General features: G+C 73.6%; 10 protein-coding genes and 1 pseudogene. 3 read left to right on the top strand and 8 right to left on the bottom strand.

Going from position 1 to position 15,860, the window contains the following annotated elements; translation table 11 throughout:
• Positions 1 to 164: 164 nt before the first annotated feature.
• A pseudogene (gene lexA, locus ACGFX4_RS21330) lies at positions 165 to 833 on the top strand (transcriptional repressor LexA); the annotation flags it as partial.
• Between the two features lie 103 nt (positions 834 to 936).
• Here lexA and ACGFX4_RS21325 read toward each other — a convergent pair.
• Genes ACGFX4_RS21325 through ACGFX4_RS21305 form a run of 5 tightly spaced genes read right to left on the bottom strand, consistent with a single transcriptional unit; the run spans position 937 to position 8,484 of the window.
• Positions 937 to 3,015 (bottom strand): ATP-dependent DNA helicase, encoded by a 2,079-nt coding sequence (locus tag ACGFX4_RS21325; RefSeq protein ID WP_393076595.1) that lies wholly within the window; start codon positions 3,013 to 3,015, stop codon positions 937 to 939.
• A gap of 12 nt (positions 3,016 to 3,027) precedes the next feature.
• On the bottom strand, positions 3,028 to 4,797 hold the full coding sequence (locus tag ACGFX4_RS21320; protein ID WP_393076592.1) for an IucA/IucC family protein: 1,770 nt from the start codon (positions 4,795 to 4,797) through the stop codon (positions 3,028 to 3,030).
• Positions 4,775 to 6,151, bottom strand: a complete 1,377-nt coding sequence (locus tag ACGFX4_RS21315; RefSeq protein ID WP_393076589.1) for a lysine N(6)-hydroxylase/L-ornithine N(5)-oxygenase family protein — start codon at positions 6,149 to 6,151, stop codon at positions 4,775 to 4,777. The genes ACGFX4_RS21320 and ACGFX4_RS21315 overlap by 23 nt, the downstream gene beginning before the upstream one ends.
• 6 nt (positions 6,152 to 6,157) lie before the next feature.
• Positions 6,158 to 6,823, bottom strand: coding sequence for a GNAT family N-acetyltransferase (locus tag ACGFX4_RS21310; RefSeq protein ID WP_393076807.1), 666 nt, complete (start codon positions 6,821 to 6,823; stop codon positions 6,158 to 6,160).
• Positions 6,715 to 8,484 carry an IucA/IucC family protein gene (locus ACGFX4_RS21305; RefSeq protein ID WP_393076586.1) on the bottom strand — a complete coding sequence of 590 codons (1,770 nt, stop codon included), beginning with the start codon at positions 8,482 to 8,484 and terminating at the stop codon, positions 6,715 to 6,717. The genes ACGFX4_RS21310 and ACGFX4_RS21305 overlap by 109 nt, the downstream gene beginning before the upstream one ends.
• A gap of 252 nt (positions 8,485 to 8,736) precedes the next feature.
• Between ACGFX4_RS21305 and ACGFX4_RS21300 the strand changes: the two genes are divergently transcribed.
• Positions 8,737 to 9,789, top strand: a complete 1,053-nt coding sequence (locus ACGFX4_RS21300) for a trypsin-like serine peptidase (RefSeq protein WP_393076583.1) — start codon at positions 8,737 to 8,739, stop codon at positions 9,787 to 9,789.
• Positions 9,790 to 9,818: 29 nt separating this feature from the next.
• Positions 9,819 to 10,985 carry a trypsin-like serine peptidase gene (locus tag ACGFX4_RS21295; protein ID WP_393076580.1) on the top strand — a complete coding sequence of 389 codons (1,167 nt, stop codon included), beginning with the start codon at positions 9,819 to 9,821 and terminating at the stop codon, positions 10,983 to 10,985.
• Positions 10,986 to 11,047: 62 nt separating this feature from the next.
• Here ACGFX4_RS21295 and hflX read toward each other — a convergent pair whose 3' ends face one another.
• From hflX to dapF, 3 genes are all read right to left on the bottom strand, one after another.
• Positions 11,048 to 12,553 (bottom strand): GTPase HflX, encoded by a 1,506-nt coding sequence (gene hflX / locus ACGFX4_RS21290; RefSeq protein WP_393076577.1) that lies wholly within the window; start codon positions 12,551 to 12,553, stop codon positions 11,048 to 11,050.
• 7 nt (positions 12,554 to 12,560) lie between these two features.
• Entirely contained in the window at positions 12,561 to 14,792 is a 2,232-nt protein-coding gene (locus ACGFX4_RS21285; protein WP_393076804.1) for a RelA/SpoT family protein, read from the bottom strand.
• Between the two features lie 161 nt (positions 14,793 to 14,953).
• Positions 14,954 to 15,832, bottom strand: coding sequence for a diaminopimelate epimerase (dapF, locus tag ACGFX4_RS21280; protein ID WP_393076801.1), 879 nt, complete (start codon positions 15,830 to 15,832; stop codon positions 14,954 to 14,956).
• Positions 15,833 to 15,860 lie beyond the last annotated feature (28 nt).

The following is a 15,860-nucleotide window of genomic DNA, read 5'->3' as shown; positions in this document are numbered from 1 at the left end:
TCGAATCGAGGGCCGCCATGACCGCGATCAACGTCGAAGCCAAAACCGCCATCCCGGTGCAGGAGCGTTCCGCGCGCACCACTGACCAGGAGAGCATGGACCAGACCATGAGCCGAAGCCAGCCGATCGACGACGTCGACCCCGGCGTGTCCACCCCCGTCGTCCGTGCCCTCCCCGGCCGCCCCCCGGGCATCCGCACCGACGAGGCCGGCCTGACGGAGCGCCAGCGCCGGGTCATCGAGGTCATCAGGGACTCCGTCCAGCGGCGCGGCTACCCGCCGTCCATGCGCGAGATCGGCCAGGCCGTCGGGCTCTCCTCCACCTCCTCGGTGGCGCACCAGCTGATGGCGCTGGAGCGCAAGGGCTTCCTGCGGCGCGACCCGCACCGGCCGCGCGCCTACGAGGTCCGCGGCGTCGAGGTCGCCCGGCCGAACACCGCCGAGACCGCCGGCCGCCCCTCCACCTCGTACGTGCCGCTGGTCGGCCGGATCGCCGCCGGTGGGCCGATCCTCGCCGAGCAGACCGTCGAGGACGTCTTCCCGCTCCCCCGTCAGCTGGTCGGCGAGGGCGAGCTCTTCGCGCTCACCGTCAAGGGCGACTCGATGATCGAGGCCGCGATCTGTGACGGCGACTGGGTGACGGTCCGCCGCCAGCCCGTCGCGGAGAACGGCGACATCGTCGCGGCGATGATCGACGGCGAGGCGACCGTCAAGCGCCTCAAGCGCGAGGACGGCAAGATCTGGCTGATGCCGCACAACCCGGCGTACGAGCCCATCCCGGGCGACAACGCGACCATCCTCGGCAAGGTCGTCGCCGTCCTCCGCCGGCTCTGACCGAACGGGCAACCACAACAGGGGCGCGAGGAACTGCGCGCCCAGCCACCGCTCTACCTGAGCATGCGGCTGGGCGCGCAGTTCCTCGCGCCCCTGTCCGTCCCTATCGGGGCTTCACAGGCGGAGCCGAGGCATCGATCGCCGCCAGCGACCGCCGGACCTGGTTGCGGTCCGTCGTGTACCAGAAGTTGGGCATCGACGACCGGAAGAACCCGCCGTACCGCTTGGTCTCCACCCGCGGGTCGAGCACCGCGACCACCCCGCGGTCGTCCGCCGCGCGGACGAGCCGCCCCGCGCCCTGGGCCATCAGCAGCGCGGCGTGCGTCGCGGCGACGGCCATGAAGCCGTTGCCGCCGCGCTGTTCGACGTCCTTCTGGCGGGCGCTCATCAGCGGGTCGTCCGGCCGCGGGAACGGGATCCGGTCCATCACCACCAGCTGGCACGCGGAGCCGGGCACGTCGACGCCCTGCCACAGCGAGAGCGTGCCGAACAGGCAGCTGCTCGCGTCGGAGGCGAACTCGCGGATCAGCTCGCCGAGGGTGTCCTCGCCCTGGAGCAGGATCCGGTTGTCCAGCCGCTCCCTGAGCGCCTCCGCCGCGGTCTGCGCGCCCCGCATGGAGGAGAACAGGCCGAGCGTCCGCCCGCCCGCCGCACCGATGAGTTCGGCCAGCTCGTCGAGCATGTCCGGCCGCTCGGGGTCGCGGCCGGGGTCGGCGAGGTGCTTGGCGACGTACAGGATGCCCTGCTTGGGGTAGCTGAACGGGGAGCCGACGTCGATGCCGCGCCAGTACGGCGGCGCGTCCTCGCCGACCTCCACCTCGGGCTCGGCCGAACTCCGCACGTCGGGCAGCCGGCTCTCGCCGGGCAGGCCGAGCGAGGCGGCGACGCCGTTGAAGTCGCCGCCGAGCTTGAGGGTGGCGGAGGTGAGGACGACCGACCGTTCCTTGTAGAGGTTCTCCCGGAGCAGGCCGGAGACGCTGAGCGGGGCGACCCGCAGCGAGGCGGTGCCCATCCCGAAGCGGTCGCTGCGCTCGACCCAGATGACGTCCCACTCGGACTCGGTGAGCAGCCGGTCCGCGGTCTCGTGCAGGGTCTCGGCGGAGGCCATGGCCTGCTTGCGGACGGCGTCCTCGTCGGTGAGGCCCTTGTCGCGGGTCTCGCCGAGCGAGGTGATCACCTGCCGGCTGGCGTCCCGGATGCCGGCGACCGCGTACGCCAGGTACTCGGGGAGCTCCTCCAGCCGCCCCGCCTGCGCGGTCTCCATCAGGCCGTGGAAGTTCTCGGCGGCGGCCTGCAGCGCGTCGACGGACTTCTCGTTGGCGAGCTTGGCGGCGCGCCGAACCGCCCGGTTGACGGCGTTGACGGTGAGTTCGGCGGTGGCGGCGCCGGTGACCCGGTTCACCAGCTCGTGCGCCTCGTCGATGATCAGCAGCCCGTGCTCGGGGAGCACCGGGGCGCCCTCGATGGCGTCGATCGCCAGCATCGCGTGGTTGGTGACCACCACGTCGGCGAGCTTGGCCTTCTCGCGGGCCTTCTCGGCGAAGCACTCCTGGCCGTACGCGCAGCGCGACGCGCCGAGGCACTCCTTGGAGGTGACGGCGAGCTGGGCCCAGGCCTTGTCGGAGACGCCGGGCGAGAGGTCGTCGCGGTCGCCGGTCTCGGTCTCGTCGGCCCAGTCGCGCAGCCGCAGCACGTCCTGGCCGAGCTTGCCGGTGGGGCCGCCCATGACCTCGACCGGGTCGAACAGGCCCTCGCCCTCGTCGCTCGGGGTGCCTTCGTTGGCGCGGTGCAGGCACAGGTAGTTGGAGCGGCCCTTGAGCATGGCGTAGAGCGGCCGGCGGCGCAGCACGGGGTGCAGGGCGTCGACGGTGCGGGGCAGGTCGCGCTCGACGAGCTGGCGCTGCAGGGCGAGGGTCGCGGTGGCGACCACCACGCGGTCGCCGTGGGCGAGGGCGGGCACCAGGTAGGCGAGTGACTTGCCGGTGCCGGTGCCGGCCTGGACGAGGAGGTGCTCGTCGTTGTCGACGGCGGCGGCGACCGCCTCGGCCATGGTGATCTGGCCGGGTCGCTCCACGCCGCCGACGGCGGTGACGGCGGCGTGCAGCAGCTCTGGGATGCGCGAGGCGGGGACGGCGACCGGTGCTTCGTCGTCCGGCTGCGGGGATGAGGAGTCGTTCGTCATGGCACTCCCACCCTACGGCGCGGGGGTGACAATCCCGCGCCGTCGGGTCGGCAGGACGGCGTCGGCGCAGAGCGGGTTGTCGACGTGGCCGTGCACGGCGGCGTGCGGGCGGTGCGGGCGGTCGCGGTAGCCGTCGAGCAGCAGCCGGTTGCGGTTGAGGCAGAGCCGTTCGATCCGGGGGGTGAGCAGGTCGAAGAGCTCGAAGCGCTCGGCGAGCTCGGGGAAGCGCCGCTGGTGGGCCAGGACCTCCTCGCGGACCAGCGTCCAGAACCGGTCCTCGGGCAGGCCGAGCTGTTCCTCGACCAGTGGCGCGAGGTAGCGGTAGACGCCGATGAACAGGCCGGAGTGGATGAACTGGCAGAGGTATTCCGGGCCTTCGCGCAGCAGCACGGCGTCGACCTCGGCCGGCAGGTCGGCGAGTTCGGGCAGCGGCTGGTCGCTGATGTTGACGTCGTCGACGAAGTCCTTGACGGCGAGCCGCACCGGGACGTCCCGGTCGTCGAAGAGCAGGATGGCGTTCTCGCCGTGCGGGGAGAAGACGGTGCCGTAGCGGTACAGGAAGTGCAGCAGTGGCGGGAGCATCGCGGCGAACAGCCGTTTCAGCCACTGCTCGGGGGCGAGCCCGGAGCGGGCGACCAGCTCGGTGACCAGGGCCCGTCCGTCGGAGCCGGTCTGCAGCAGGGCGGCGAGGGTGCGGCCGCGCTCGCCGGGTTCGAGGTGGGCGCCGAGCGGTTCGCGCCAGATCGCGCCGAGCAGTTCCTTGTACTGGTAGGGCGCCTCGGGCAGGTCGCGGTAGATCGGGTGGTCGACGGTGACGGAGGCGATCTCGCCGAGCAGGACGACCCGGCACTCGTCGCGCAGGAAGGCGTCGCGGTCGCGCAGGCCGTGGATCCAGGCGGTGACGGCGGGCGCGGCGAGAGTGCGTTCGACCGGGAGGCCGCGCCAGACCAGGGTGTTGAGGATGGACAGCGGCAGCTTCACGGTGCACCGGTCGGGCCGGGAGAGGTTGAAGAAGCTGCGGATGGACTGCTGGGGCAGCCGCAGGTCGCCGTCGCTGGGCAGCGGGACGATCTCGCCGCTGGCGATCCAGGGGGCGAACAGGCCGACCACGGTCTCGTCCCACTGCCAGGGGTGGACGGGCAGCAGCAGGTAGTCCTCGCCGAGCTGGTCGCGGAAGGCGGGTTCCAGCTCGCGCTCGTACAGGCCGGGGTCGCCGCGGAACTCGGCGAGCCGGCGGTGCACGGCGAGCCAGGGCAGCTGCTGCGGGACGCGGGCCTCGGGGGCCCAGGCGGCCCAGTCGCGGGCGGAGAAGCCGAGCCGGCCCTTGTTGGGGACGATCCACGGATGGCCGGTCTGCCGGCCCTCCAGGGCGACGTGGTCGAGGTCGGCGAGTTCCGCGGCGGTCAGCGCGGTGGCGTCGTGGTGGGCGTCGGCGATCAGGGTGGCGGTCAGCTCGCGGACCAGGTGGCCGACGGTGTCGCCGCCGAGGCCGAGCGGCTGCGCGGCGTGCTGCGGGAAGCGCAGCGGGTCCGCCTCGCCGTCCAGCGACCCGGGGTCGACCCGCCAGCTGCCGTACGCGCCGCGGTCGGCCCGGAACCGGTAGGCGGCGCCGGGGAGTTCGACCAGCCAGCCGTCCCCGTCCGGGACCGGTTCGATCAGCTCCTCGTAGGCGAACTCGCCGAGCATCTTGGCGAGCAGCGCCCGCCGGGCCCTGCCCCAGTGCTCCGCGGTCAGCTGGGCGGGCAGGTGGAGCGCGGGTTCAGCGGGGTGCTGCTGCGGCACGGACGTGGCCTTCCTGGGGTCTGGGGAGCACCGGCGGAACGGACGCGGGCGGGGCGAAGGTGGTCCAGGCGGTGCGGTGGGGCAGCGGGTGGAGCGGCTTGCCGGCGACGGCGTTGAGGATCACGGCGGCGCGGTGGGCGCCGAGGCCGAGGTCCGGGGTGCCGACACCGTGAGTGTGCAGCTCGGCGTTCTGCACGTACAGACCGCCGGTGACACCGGGCCGCAGGGCGACCCGGTGGTCCAGGTCGACCCGGTAGCGGCCGTGCTCGTCCCAGTCGACCAGGTCGGCGACCGGGTCGAGCAGGGCCGGGCGGACGGCCCGGTAGCCGGTGGCGAGGACGACGGCGTCGGTGCGCACCAGGTGCCGCCGCCCGGAGTCGACGTGCCGGCAGTGCAGTTCGAGGCCGCCGCAGGGTCCGGCGGCGGCCTCGGTGACGGCGGTGCCGGGCAGGATCTCGACCGGGTCGGCGTCGAGCGGGCGGCCGACGGTCCGTTCGTACAGGTGGTCGTGGATCTCGGCGAGGGTCTCGGCGCTGGCGGCCTTGTGCAGCTGCCACTGGGCGGGGACCAGGGCGTCCCGGGTGTCGGCGGGCAGGCCGTGGAAGTACCGGGTGTAGTCGGGGGTGAACTGCTCCAGGCCGAGCTTGGAGTACTCCATCGGGGCGAGCGCCCGGGTGCGGGTGAGCCAGCGCAGCCGGGTGCCGTCGCCGGCGCGCAGCCGCAGCAGGTCGAGGAAGGCCTCGGCGCCGGACTGTCCGGACCCGACCACGGTGATGTCCCGGGCGCCGGCCAGGGTGTCGCGGCGGTGCAGGTACTCGGCGGAGTGCCAGACGGCGGGGTGGGCGCGCAGCGGGGCGAAGGCCTCGGGGTGGACGGGTTCGGTGCCGACGCCGAGCACCACGTTGCGGGCCCGGTGCTCCTCGGCCGCCGGGCCGCCGGTCACCACCCGGAACAGCTCCTCCTCGGCGTCCCAGTGCAGCGCGGTCACCGGTCGGCCGAAACGGCAGTTGGGCAGCCGGTCAGCGGCCCAGCGGCAGTAGTGCTCGTACTCGCGGCGGGGCAGCTGGAAGCGCTCGGCGAAGTAGAACGGGAGCAGCCGTTCCTGGTGGCGCAGGTAGTTGAGGAAGGACCACGGGTTGGTCGGGTCGACCAGCGAGACCAGGTCGGCGAGGAAGGGCACCTGCATCCGGGCGCCGTCCACCAGCATGCCGGGGTGCCAGCGGAACTCCGGTCTGGCGTCGAGGAAGAGGGCGTCGACGCCGTCGGCGCGGTCGGCGAGGGCGGCCAGGGACAGGTTGAAGGGGCCGATGCCGACGCCGATCAGGTCGTACGGTTCGGGCTGCGGGAGATCCATCTCGTCCTAGGACTCGTGCGGTGCGCGCGGCCGGACCATCAGGGCGGCGCGCTTGGCGGGCAGGTCGAGCTCGGCGGTCTGGGTGAACCCGGCGTTGCGGAAGGCCCGTACCGAGGGCGTGTTGCGCAGGTCCGGTTCGGCGACCACCCGGGTGCATTCGGGGCGCTGGTCGAGGACCAGGCCGGCCAGCGCGCCGAGCAGCAGGCTGCCCAGGCCCCGGCCGCGGGCGGCGGGCGGGCCGAGCAGCAGGTGGACGCCGATGTCGTGCGGGCGGGCCGGGTAGTGCGCGGCGAGCGGGTCGAGGTCGGCCCGGTAGAGCTCGAAGTAGCCGGTGGGGACGCCGTCGAGCAGGCCCAGGTACGGGATGCTGCGGCCGTCGCCGTCGAGCTGGGCGCGCAGGTGGCGCTCGGTGGCCTCGGGCGGCCCGGCCAGCTCCCACCAGGCGTCCACGGCCGGGTCGTTCATCCAGCCGGTGAGCAGGTCGAGGTCGCCGGGCAGGGTGACCGGGCGGAGCCGGAACTCCCCGGCGGCGGTGGGGACGGTCACCGCCGCGCCGCCGGGGGTCACGCCCCGGCCACCGGGTTGTCGAGGGCCACGTAGACCGACTGCGTCTCCACCGGGCCGACCAGTTCGTCCAGGCCGTGCAGCCGGGTGAGCAGGTTGGCCTTGCAGCGCAGGGTGGGTGCCTGCAGCAGGTGGGCGGGCAGCGTGGAGCCGGTGGCGGTGGCCCGGGGGCCGGCCAGGAACCGGCGCAGCGCGGCGAGCAGCAGCTGCTCGTCGGCGAGCCGCTGGGAGCCGAAGGCGCCGATCAGGCCGAGGACGTGGTTGATGCCGAGGTAGTAGGTGAAGCGCTCGTCGGCGACCGCGTCGGGCACGAAGGTGTCGCTGTGCGCGCCGAGGGCGGGCAGCTGCTGCCGGAGCCGGTCGGCGGCGGATTCCCGGAAGTAGTAGCCCTGGTTGTCGCGGTAGCGGCCGCCGGCCGGCCAGCCCTCGGCGTCCAGCACGACCAGGCTGTTCTGCTGGTGGGCCTCCAGCGCGATGCCGGCCCGGCCGTCCAGCCAGAGGATGGGCAGCACGACGGCGTCCAGGTAGCGCAGGAACCATTCGGTGGCGACGGTGGCGACCGGTCGGCCGGTGCGGGCGGCGAGCTCGCCGAGCACGTCGGACAGCTGCGAGGTGAGCCGGCCGATCGGCTGCTCGGCGACCAGTCCGGCGACGCACAGCGCCCGGTCGGCGGGGCCGAAGGGCTGCCGGCGGAGCACGGTGTCGAGGCCGCCGGGGTCGCCGAGGGACGGGTGGTCGACGCCGATCCAGGCCGGGTCGCGGACGATGTCGAAGCCGGGGTGGGCGGCCCTCCAGCGGGCGCCGAGCCCGGCCTCCAGCAGCCGGTGCACCTCGACGCCGCGGTGGAGCTCCTTGCGCAGGTTCTCCCGGCGGGAGTTGGTGATCCGCAGGGCGAGCGAGAGCTTGAGCATCCACGGGGTGCCGGGGCGGCTGACGGTGCGCACCGAGCTGGTGGGGTGCCAGGGCTCGCCGTGCTGGCCGAGGTCGTGCAGCAGGCCGCTGTCGAGGAGTTCGGCGACGGCGGGGCGCAGCGCGAGTTCGCGGGCCTGCCAGGGGTGCAGCGGGAGGGCGGCGGTGCCGGGCGGCAGCGGGCGGCCGTACAGCTCGGCGGTGAGCTCCTCGGCGGGGCGGCCGGTGGCGGAGTCGGCGGCGAGCAGCGTGCGGTCGACGGCGTACCAGTGCAGCCGGAAGGTGCCGTGCAGTTCCGGGGAGTACGCGGCGGACTGGGCGGGGCCGAGGCCGTCGCGGCTCTTCGGGGTGGGGTGCAGCGGGTGGCCCAGCAGCAGGGCCTGCTCGGCGCGCAGGAAGGGGCTCGGCGGGGTGGCGGACAGGGCGCGCCGGTGGCCGAGGATCTCCGCGGTGCGGCCGACCGAGTCGGCGACCCGGGCGGTCAGGTCGGCGATCTGGCCGGGGTCGGGGTTGTCGGTGGCGGCGCCGGCGATCAGCGCGGCGACGGTGACGGCGTCCACCGGCCGGCCGTGCTGCAGGGCGGCGGTGGTGACGGTGGCCGGGCCGAAGCGGTGCCAGCCGCAGGCGGACCAGTGCAGCACCGGGGCGGTGATCTCGGCGGCGCCGCCGAGCACGGCCACCCGCAGCCGGTCGCCGTCCGGGCGGGCGCCGGTCTCCCGGGCCCAGCAGCGCAACAGGCTCTCGGTGGCGGCGTGTTCGGCTGCGGCGGCCGGATCGGGGTGCAGCAGCGGGTCGGTGGGGTGTTCGGCGCCCGACCGGGCCAGGGCGGCCGGAGGCACTCCGGTGAGAGTGGTGACCAAAGCCCCTCCTCGGGTCGTGCGATCGTCTAGAGGTAAGGGCTACCTATCCCCGGCGGGTGATCACAAGATCAGCTCACTCTTTGTGGTGAAAGACGGTGGATCACTCACCCGGTCGAGTGAAGAGTGCGACCCTGACGGACCGTCACGGTCACGGTTCGGTGACCGGACGTCAACAGCGCGGACGCCGGGTGGGGTCGGCACCCGCCCGGGTGGGAGACTTCCCCGGGGGATTTTCGAACAGCAGGGGGGACGATGGCGACGTTCGGGGGAAGAGCGCGCTGTGCCGCGCTCGCCGCGGCGGTGCTGCTCGGTGCTGCGGCGTGCACGTCGGGGGGCGGTGACTCCCCGCCGAGCTGGGAGGCGCTGCGCGGCTGGCACTTCCAGGACTGGGACGACTGGGCGAAGCGGCACGCCTTCTCCAATCCGGTGGCGCAGAACTTCTGGACCGCCGACACGCTCGACCGGGCGGAGCCGCGGCAGCCCGAGCCGGCCCCGCCGCCGCCCTCGCCGTCGGCCACCGCCGAGCCGGTGCCGGTGGTGCGGGCGCTGCCCGCCGAGCGGCCGTACACGCGCTTCCCGGCCACCGGGAAGATCTTCATGACCGCGCCCAAGGGCGGGGTCGGCCAGTGCTCGGCCACCGTGGTCGCCGACCCGGCGCACCCGGGCAAGTCCGACCTGGTGTGGACGGCCGCGCACTGCGTCCACGAGGGCAAGGGCGGCGACTGGTACCAGAACCTGATCTTCGTGCCGGCCTACAACAGCTCGGGCGCCGCCAGCGGCGGCCACAAGGCGGGCCTCGACGAGACCGCGCCGTACGGCCAGTGGTGGGCCGACAAGGTGATCACCTCGCCGCTGTGGACCACCGAGGGCACCCGGGCCGGCGACGCCGCCAACCAGTACGACTTCGCCGTGATCCGGGTCCGCGACCCGAAGGGCGGCGGGAAGTCGCTGGAGGAGACCATCGGCACGGCCGTGCCGGTCTGGTTCGACGCGCCGCGCGAGCAGCTCGCCGTCTCGGTCTGGGGCTACCCCTCGGTGGCGCCGTTCGACGGCAAGGAGCTGGAGCACTGCGAGGGCGGCCGCCCGGGCAGCCGGTCCTTCGACGCGGCCCGTCCGGCGATGCTGACCATCGGCTGCACCATGACCGCCGGGGCGAGCGGCGGCGGCTGGTTCGCCACCATGCCGGACGGCCGGCAGGCACTGGTGAGCAACACCTCGATCGGCACCGCCGCGCGCACCACCCTGAACGGCCCGTACCTGGAGACCGTCGCCCGGCAGGCCCTCGACTACCTCGCCAAGAAGTGAACAACCGACCTACCACGGGGAATTCGACCATGCGTACCCTGAACAACCGGTCCCGCGCGGCCGCGGCCGCCGCGGTGCTCACCGTGCTGAGCCTGACCGCGACCGCCTGCAACGACGACGACCCGAAGCCGAACGCGGCCCCGCCGGCCGCGTCGTCCGCGTCGTCCGGCGCCGCCAAGCCCGGCATCGACCTCAAGGACCTCCAGGCGCAGATCGCCAAGATGCAGGACTGGTCGGCCGACGACTGGGAGAAGTTCGCCTCCCAGCACGGCTTCAGCCCGGAGACCTTCAAGTCGGTCAAGGACTACTGGGACCTCGGCAAGCTGCAGACCGCCCAGGGCGTCAAGCCCAAGGAGGCCAACGCCGCGCAGGCGAAGACCCCGACCCGGGCCGAGGTGCGGTTCCCGGCGGCGATCCCGGCCAAGCCGGAGAAGCACCCGTACAGCGCGGGCACCGCGGTGGTCGGCAAGATCTTCATGCAGGTCTCGGAGAAGCAGTGGTCGGAGTGTTCCGGCACGGTGGTCGCCGACCCGAAGCACCCGGGCAAGTCCAACCTGGTGTGGACGGCCGCGCACTGCGTCCACGAGGGCAAGGGCGGCAACTTCTTCAAGAAGATCAGCTTCGTGCCCTCGTACAACCGGACCGGCGCCGCCAGCGGCGGCAAGAAGGCCACCTTCGAGCAGGTCGCGCCGTACGGCATGTTCGCCGCCGACGCGATCCGGGTGACGCCGACCTGGACCACCGAGGGCGGCGAGACCGGCGGCCCGGCCAGCCAGTACGACTTCGCGCTGCTGCACGTCCACAACGAGGACGGCGGCGGCAAGTCGCTGGAGGAGACCGTCGGCGGCGCCGTGCCGGTCTGGTTCAACGCCCAGCCGGACACCGTGCCCTCGCTCGCCGCCTACGGCTACCCGGCGGACGCCCCGTTCGACGGCGCCGAGCTGGAGCACTGCGACTCGGCCGTGAAGGCCACCGTGTACGCCTACGACCTGAGCCGCCCGCCGATGCAGTCGATCGGCTGCACCATGACCGGCGGTTCCAGCGGCGGCGGCTGGTTCGCCCAGCGCGGCGGCAAGCCCGCGCTGATCGGCAACACCTCGGTCGGCAACTCGACCTCCACCATGCTGGCCTCGCCGACCCTCACCGACACGGCCCGCAAGATGTACGAGGCGTTCGCCGACAAGCTCCCCAAGTGACACGCGGAAGGGCCCGGCCCCCCTCGTGCGAGGGGGGCCGGGCCCTTCCGGGTCGCGGCGGCTCAGCCGGTCGCGACCACCGTGTAGCGCTCCAGCTCGGCGGCCAGTTCCGCGGCCACCTTGGCGTGCAGCAGGGTGCCCTCGGCGGTGTGCTCGGTGGAGAGCAGCTCGCCCTCCTTGTGCACCCGGTTGACCAGGTCGCCGCGGGTGTACGGCACCAGGACCTGCAGCTCGATCGCGGGGCGCGGCAGCTCGTCGTCGATGAGCTTCAGCAGCTCCTCGATGCCCATGCCGCTGCGGGCCGACACCACGATGGCGTGCGGCTCGCGGCGCAGCAGGCGCTGCAGCACGTGCGGGTCCGCTGCATCCGCCTTGTTGATCACCACGATCTCGGGCACGTTCTGTGCCTCGACCGAGACGATCACCTCGCGGACCGCGGCGAGCTGGGTCTCCGGCTCGGGGTGCGAGCCGTCCACCACGTGCAGGATCAGGTCGGCGTCGGCGACCTCCTCCATGGTCGAGCGGAACGCCTCGACCAGGTGGTGCGGCAGGTGCCGGACGAACCCGACCGTGTCGGCCAGGGTGTAGACCCGGCCGCTGGGGGTCTGGGCCCGCCGGACCGTCGGGTCCAGGGTGGCGAACAGCGCGTTCTCCACCAGGACGCCGGCGCCGGTGAGCCGGTTGAGCAGGGAGGACTTGCCGGCGTTGGTGTACCCGGCGATGGCCACGGACGGCACCTGGTGGCGCTTGCGCTCCTGGCGCTTGGTGTCGCGGCCCTTCTTCATCTCGGCGATCTCCTTGCGGAGCTTCGCCATCTTCTCGCGGATCCGACGGCGGTCGGTCTCGATCTTGGTCTCACCGGGGCCACGGGTGGCCATGCCGCCGCCGGACGAGCCGGAGCCACCACCACCCATCTGCCGGGACAGCGACTGACCCCAGCCTCGCAGGCGCGGCAGCATGTACTGCATCTGCGCGAGCGAGACCTGCGCCTTGCCCTCCCGGGACTTGGCGTGCTGGGCGAAGATGTCCAGGATCAGGGCCGTCCGGTCGACGACCTTGACCTTGACGACGTCCTCCAGCTGGATCAGCTGGCCGGGGGTGAGCTCACCGTCGCAGACGACGGTGTCGGCGCCGGTGGAGGCCACGATGTCGCGCAGCTCCTTGGCCTTGCCGGACCCGATGTAGGTCGCGGCGTCGGGCTTGTCGCGACGCTGGATCACACCGTCCAGCACCTCGGAACCCGCGGTCTCGGCGAGTGCGGCCAGCTCCGCCATGGAGTTCTCGGCCTCCTCGAGCGTCCCGTCGGTCCACACGCCGACGAGCACCACGCGCTCCAGACGGAGCTGGCGGTACTCGACCTCGGTGACGTCCTGGAGCTCGGTGGAGAGGCCGACGACGCGGCGCAGGGCCGCACGCTCGGACCTGTCGTACTGCTCGCCGTCGTAGTTCTGGTCGAGGTCCTCGTCGATCGCCGCGAGGTCCTCGTCCATCAGGGCTTCCGCCTTGAGGTCGGCGAGTCGGCGGGCGGACTCGCTCGGCTGGGTGCGGCTGTCGAACGTGGAGGTCATCTCATCCTTAGATTGATCGGCTACTGCTCTCCGAAAACACGGCGGAACGCCCGTGAATTCCCCACGATGGTCCCACGCCCTCCGTGGACGCGTCATCCCCATTTGTCGCGGTATCCCCGGGCGGCTGCTCCCCCGGCCGGTACACGTCGTACACCCCGGACACCCGCAGTACCGCCCGCATCACCGCGGGCAACGCCTCGGCGGCGGGCAGCTCCACGGTGTACGAGTGGCGCACCCGCAGCTGGCGGGGCGGCTCCACCTCCGCCGAGAAGATCGACACGCCCTCGCCGGAGATCGCCGCGGTCAGGTCGGCCAGCAGCCGGGGCCGGTTCAGCGCCTCCGCGACCAGGGTCGCCCGGAAGCCGTCGGCCGGGCCCGCGCCGGGGATCCACGCCACCTCCACCGGGCCGCGGCCGGCCGCCAGCATCTCCCGGCCGGCCGCGCAGTCGCTGCGGTGCACCGCCACCGCGCCGCCGCGGATCGCGAAGCCGGTCACCGCGTCCGGCGGCACCGGGGTGCAGCAGCGGGCGAGCCGCACCGCCGCGCCCGGCCGGCCGACCACCTCCACCGGCAGCGTGCCGCGCCCGGCCGGCGGCGGGGCGGCCGGCGCCGGCTGCCCGCCGGACGGCCCGGTGGCCACCGCCGGGGCGCCCGCCGGGTGCGCGGCCAGCCACCGCTCGATCGCCAGCCGGGCACCGGGCGTGCGCACGTACTCCAGCCACTCCGGGGCCGGACCGGTCGGCTCGCCGGTCGACTCGGTGAGCACCGCCAGCATGTCGCCGTCCTTGAGCGAGGTGGACAGCGCGACCAGCCGGCCGTTCACCCGGGCCCCGATGCAGCGGTGGCCGGTCTCCTCGCCGAGCAGGTAAGCGGCGTCCACGCAGCTCGCCCCGGCGGGCAGTTGCAGCGTCCCGCCGCCCTCGGTCACCGCGGTGATCTCCCGGTCGTCCGAGAGGTCGGCGGTCAGCGTCGACCAGAACGCGTCCGGGTCCGGGGTCTCCTGCTGCCACTCCAGGAAGCGGCTCAGCCAGCCGGGCCGGGCCGGGTCGGTGCGGTCCTCGGGGTCGGCCTCGGGCGCGGCCGCGTGCTGGTGCGGGTCGCCCAGCGCGACCACCCCGGTCTCCGCCACCCGGTGCATCCGCCGGGTGCGCACCAGCACCTCCACCACCTCGCCGCCGGGCAGTGCGACCGCCGTGTGCAGCGACTGGTACAGGTTGAACTTGGGCGCCGCCACGAAGTCCTTGAACTCCCCCGGCAGCGGCGTCCAACAGGTGTGCAGCTCGCCGAGGACCGCGTAGCAGTCCGCATTCTCCTCCACCACCACCAGCAGCCGGCCGAAGTCCGCCGGCAGCAGGCCCTGCTCCGTCCCGTCCTCGCGGAGCGCCGCCGAGCGCTTCAGCAGCACCCGGTGCAGCGACACGCAGTGCCGCGGCCGCACGGTCACCTCCGCCGCCACGCCCGCCTCGGCCAGTTGCCGCCCCAGCTCGACGGCGAACGGGCGCAGCAGCTCGTCCGGCGCCGCCTCGTGCGCGGCGGCGACCGCGCCGGTGCGGGCGTACTCCTCGGGGTGCAGGGTGGCGAAGACGATGTCCTCCAGCTCCGCCTTCACCACCTGGATGCCCAGGCGCTCGGCCAGCGGGATCAGCACGTCCCGGGTGACCTTGGCGATCCGGACCTGGCTGGCGGGCTTCATGTGACGGATCGTCCGCATGTTGTGCAGCCGGTCCGCCAGCTTGATCACCATGACCCGGACGTCGTCGCCGGTGGCCACCAGCATCTTGCGGAAGGTCTCCGGCTCCGCCGCCGCGCCGAAGTCCACCTTCTCCAGCTTGGTCACGCCGTCGACCAGGTACGCCACCTCGGGGCCGAAGTCCTCGGCGACCTGAGCGAGCGTCACATCGGTGTCCTCCACGGTGTCGTGGAGCAGTGAGGCGACCAGGGTGGTGGAGTCGGCACCCAGCTGCGCGAGGATCATCGTCACCGCGAGCGGGTGGGTGATGAACGGCTCGCCGCTCTTGCGCATCTGCCCGCGATGGCTCTCCTGGGCCAGCCGGTAGGCGCGGCTGAGCAGCGCGAGGTCGGCCTGGGGGTGGTGCTGCCGGTGCGCCTGCACGATCGGCTCGATCGCGTCCGGCACCGGCGCCCGTCCGGTGGCCAGCAGCGCCGCCCGCCCGGCCCGGCCCAACGCCGCCCGGCTGAACCGGCCGACCTGCGGCCTCGACGGCAGACCCACGCTCATCTCGGGGCGGACGGTCATCTGCACCTCCGGCAGTGAACACCGGAGCGCCTCCCGACCCGGTGGTCCATGCTACCGAGCACACCACGCCCCGCGACCGCGCGATCGCCTCGCGTGTCACCCGAACGAGAACGCCGTCCGAGGTTTGCCCTCCCGACCGGGACTCAGGCGATGGTGCCCTCGGCGACGATCACCGCAGGTCCGGTCATCTCCACCCGGCCGTCCGGGAACTCCTCCAGCACGATCCGGCCGCCCGGCACGTCGACCGTGTACGACACCGCCTCGCCCGTCACCGCCGGGTCGATCCCGTCCCGGCGGGCCGTCGCGACCGCGACCGCGCAGGTGCCGGTGCCGCACGAGCGGGTCTCGCCCGAGCCGCGCTCGTGCACCCGCATCGCGACGTGCCGCGGCCCGCGGTCCACCACGAACTCCACGTTGACGCCCTCGGGGTAGGCCCCGGCCGGGCTGACCGCGGGCGCGTCGAAGAGGTTGCCCGCGTGCGCGAGGTCGGCGACGAACGCGACCGCGTGCGGGTTGCCCATGTTCACATTGGTGGCCGGCCAGCGGCGGTCGCCGACCGCGACCTCGATCCCGTCCGGGCCGGGCAGCCTCGCCACGCCCATGTCCACGGTGACCTCGCCCGGCGTGCCGTCCGCCGCGTCCTCGGCGATCCGCACCTGCCGGACCCCGGCCCGGGTGGCCACCGCGAACGCGCCCGGCTTCGCCAGGCCCGCGTGCACCAGGTAGCGGGCGAACACCCGCACGCCGTTGCCGCACATCTCGGCGATCGAGCCGTCGGAATTGCGGTAGTCCATGAACCACTCGGCCGCCTCGGCCATCGCGACGGCCGCGGGGTCCGCCGCCGAGCGCACCACCCGCAGCACCCCGTCGCCGCCGATCCCGGCCCGCCGGTCGCACACCGCGGCGACCTGCGCGGCACCCAGCTCCAGCCGCCCGTCGTGGTCGGGCAGGATGACGAAGTCGTTCTCGGTGCCGTGGCCCTTGAGGAAGGGCAGTCCGCTCAGCTCGCTCACACCGCCGATAGTACTGTCGCGCGGCACGCGGACCCGG

It is taken from the genome of Kitasatospora sp. NPDC048365 (genome assembly GCF_043200835.1).
Taxonomy (GTDB): domain Bacteria; phylum Actinomycetota; class Actinomycetes; order Streptomycetales; family Streptomycetaceae; genus Kitasatospora; species Kitasatospora terrestris.
This window is presented reverse-complemented; position numbering and strand designations above follow the sequence as displayed.

Bases quoted from the DNA above. Each gene is read 5' to 3' on its own strand.
- hflX (WP_393076577.1), bottom strand. From the start codon at position 12,553: ATGACCTCCACGTTCGACAGCCGCACCCAGCCGAGCGAGTCCGCCCGC.
- ACGFX4_RS21295 (WP_393076580.1), top strand. From the start codon at position 9,819: ATGCGTACCCTGAACAACCGGTCCCGCGCGGCCGCGGCCGCCGCGGTG.
- ACGFX4_RS21325 (WP_393076595.1), bottom strand. From the start codon at position 3,015: ATGACGAACGACTCCTCATCCCCGCAGCCGGACGACGAAGCACCGGTC.
- ACGFX4_RS21315 (WP_393076589.1), bottom strand. From the start codon at position 6,151: ATGGATCTCCCGCAGCCCGAACCGTACGACCTGATCGGCGTCGGCATC.
- ACGFX4_RS21285 (WP_393076804.1), bottom strand. From the start codon at position 14,792: ATGAGCGTGGGTCTGCCGTCGAGGCCGCAGGTCGGCCGGTTCAGCCGG.
- ACGFX4_RS21300 (WP_393076583.1), top strand. From the start codon at position 8,737: ATGGCGACGTTCGGGGGAAGAGCGCGCTGTGCCGCGCTCGCCGCGGCG.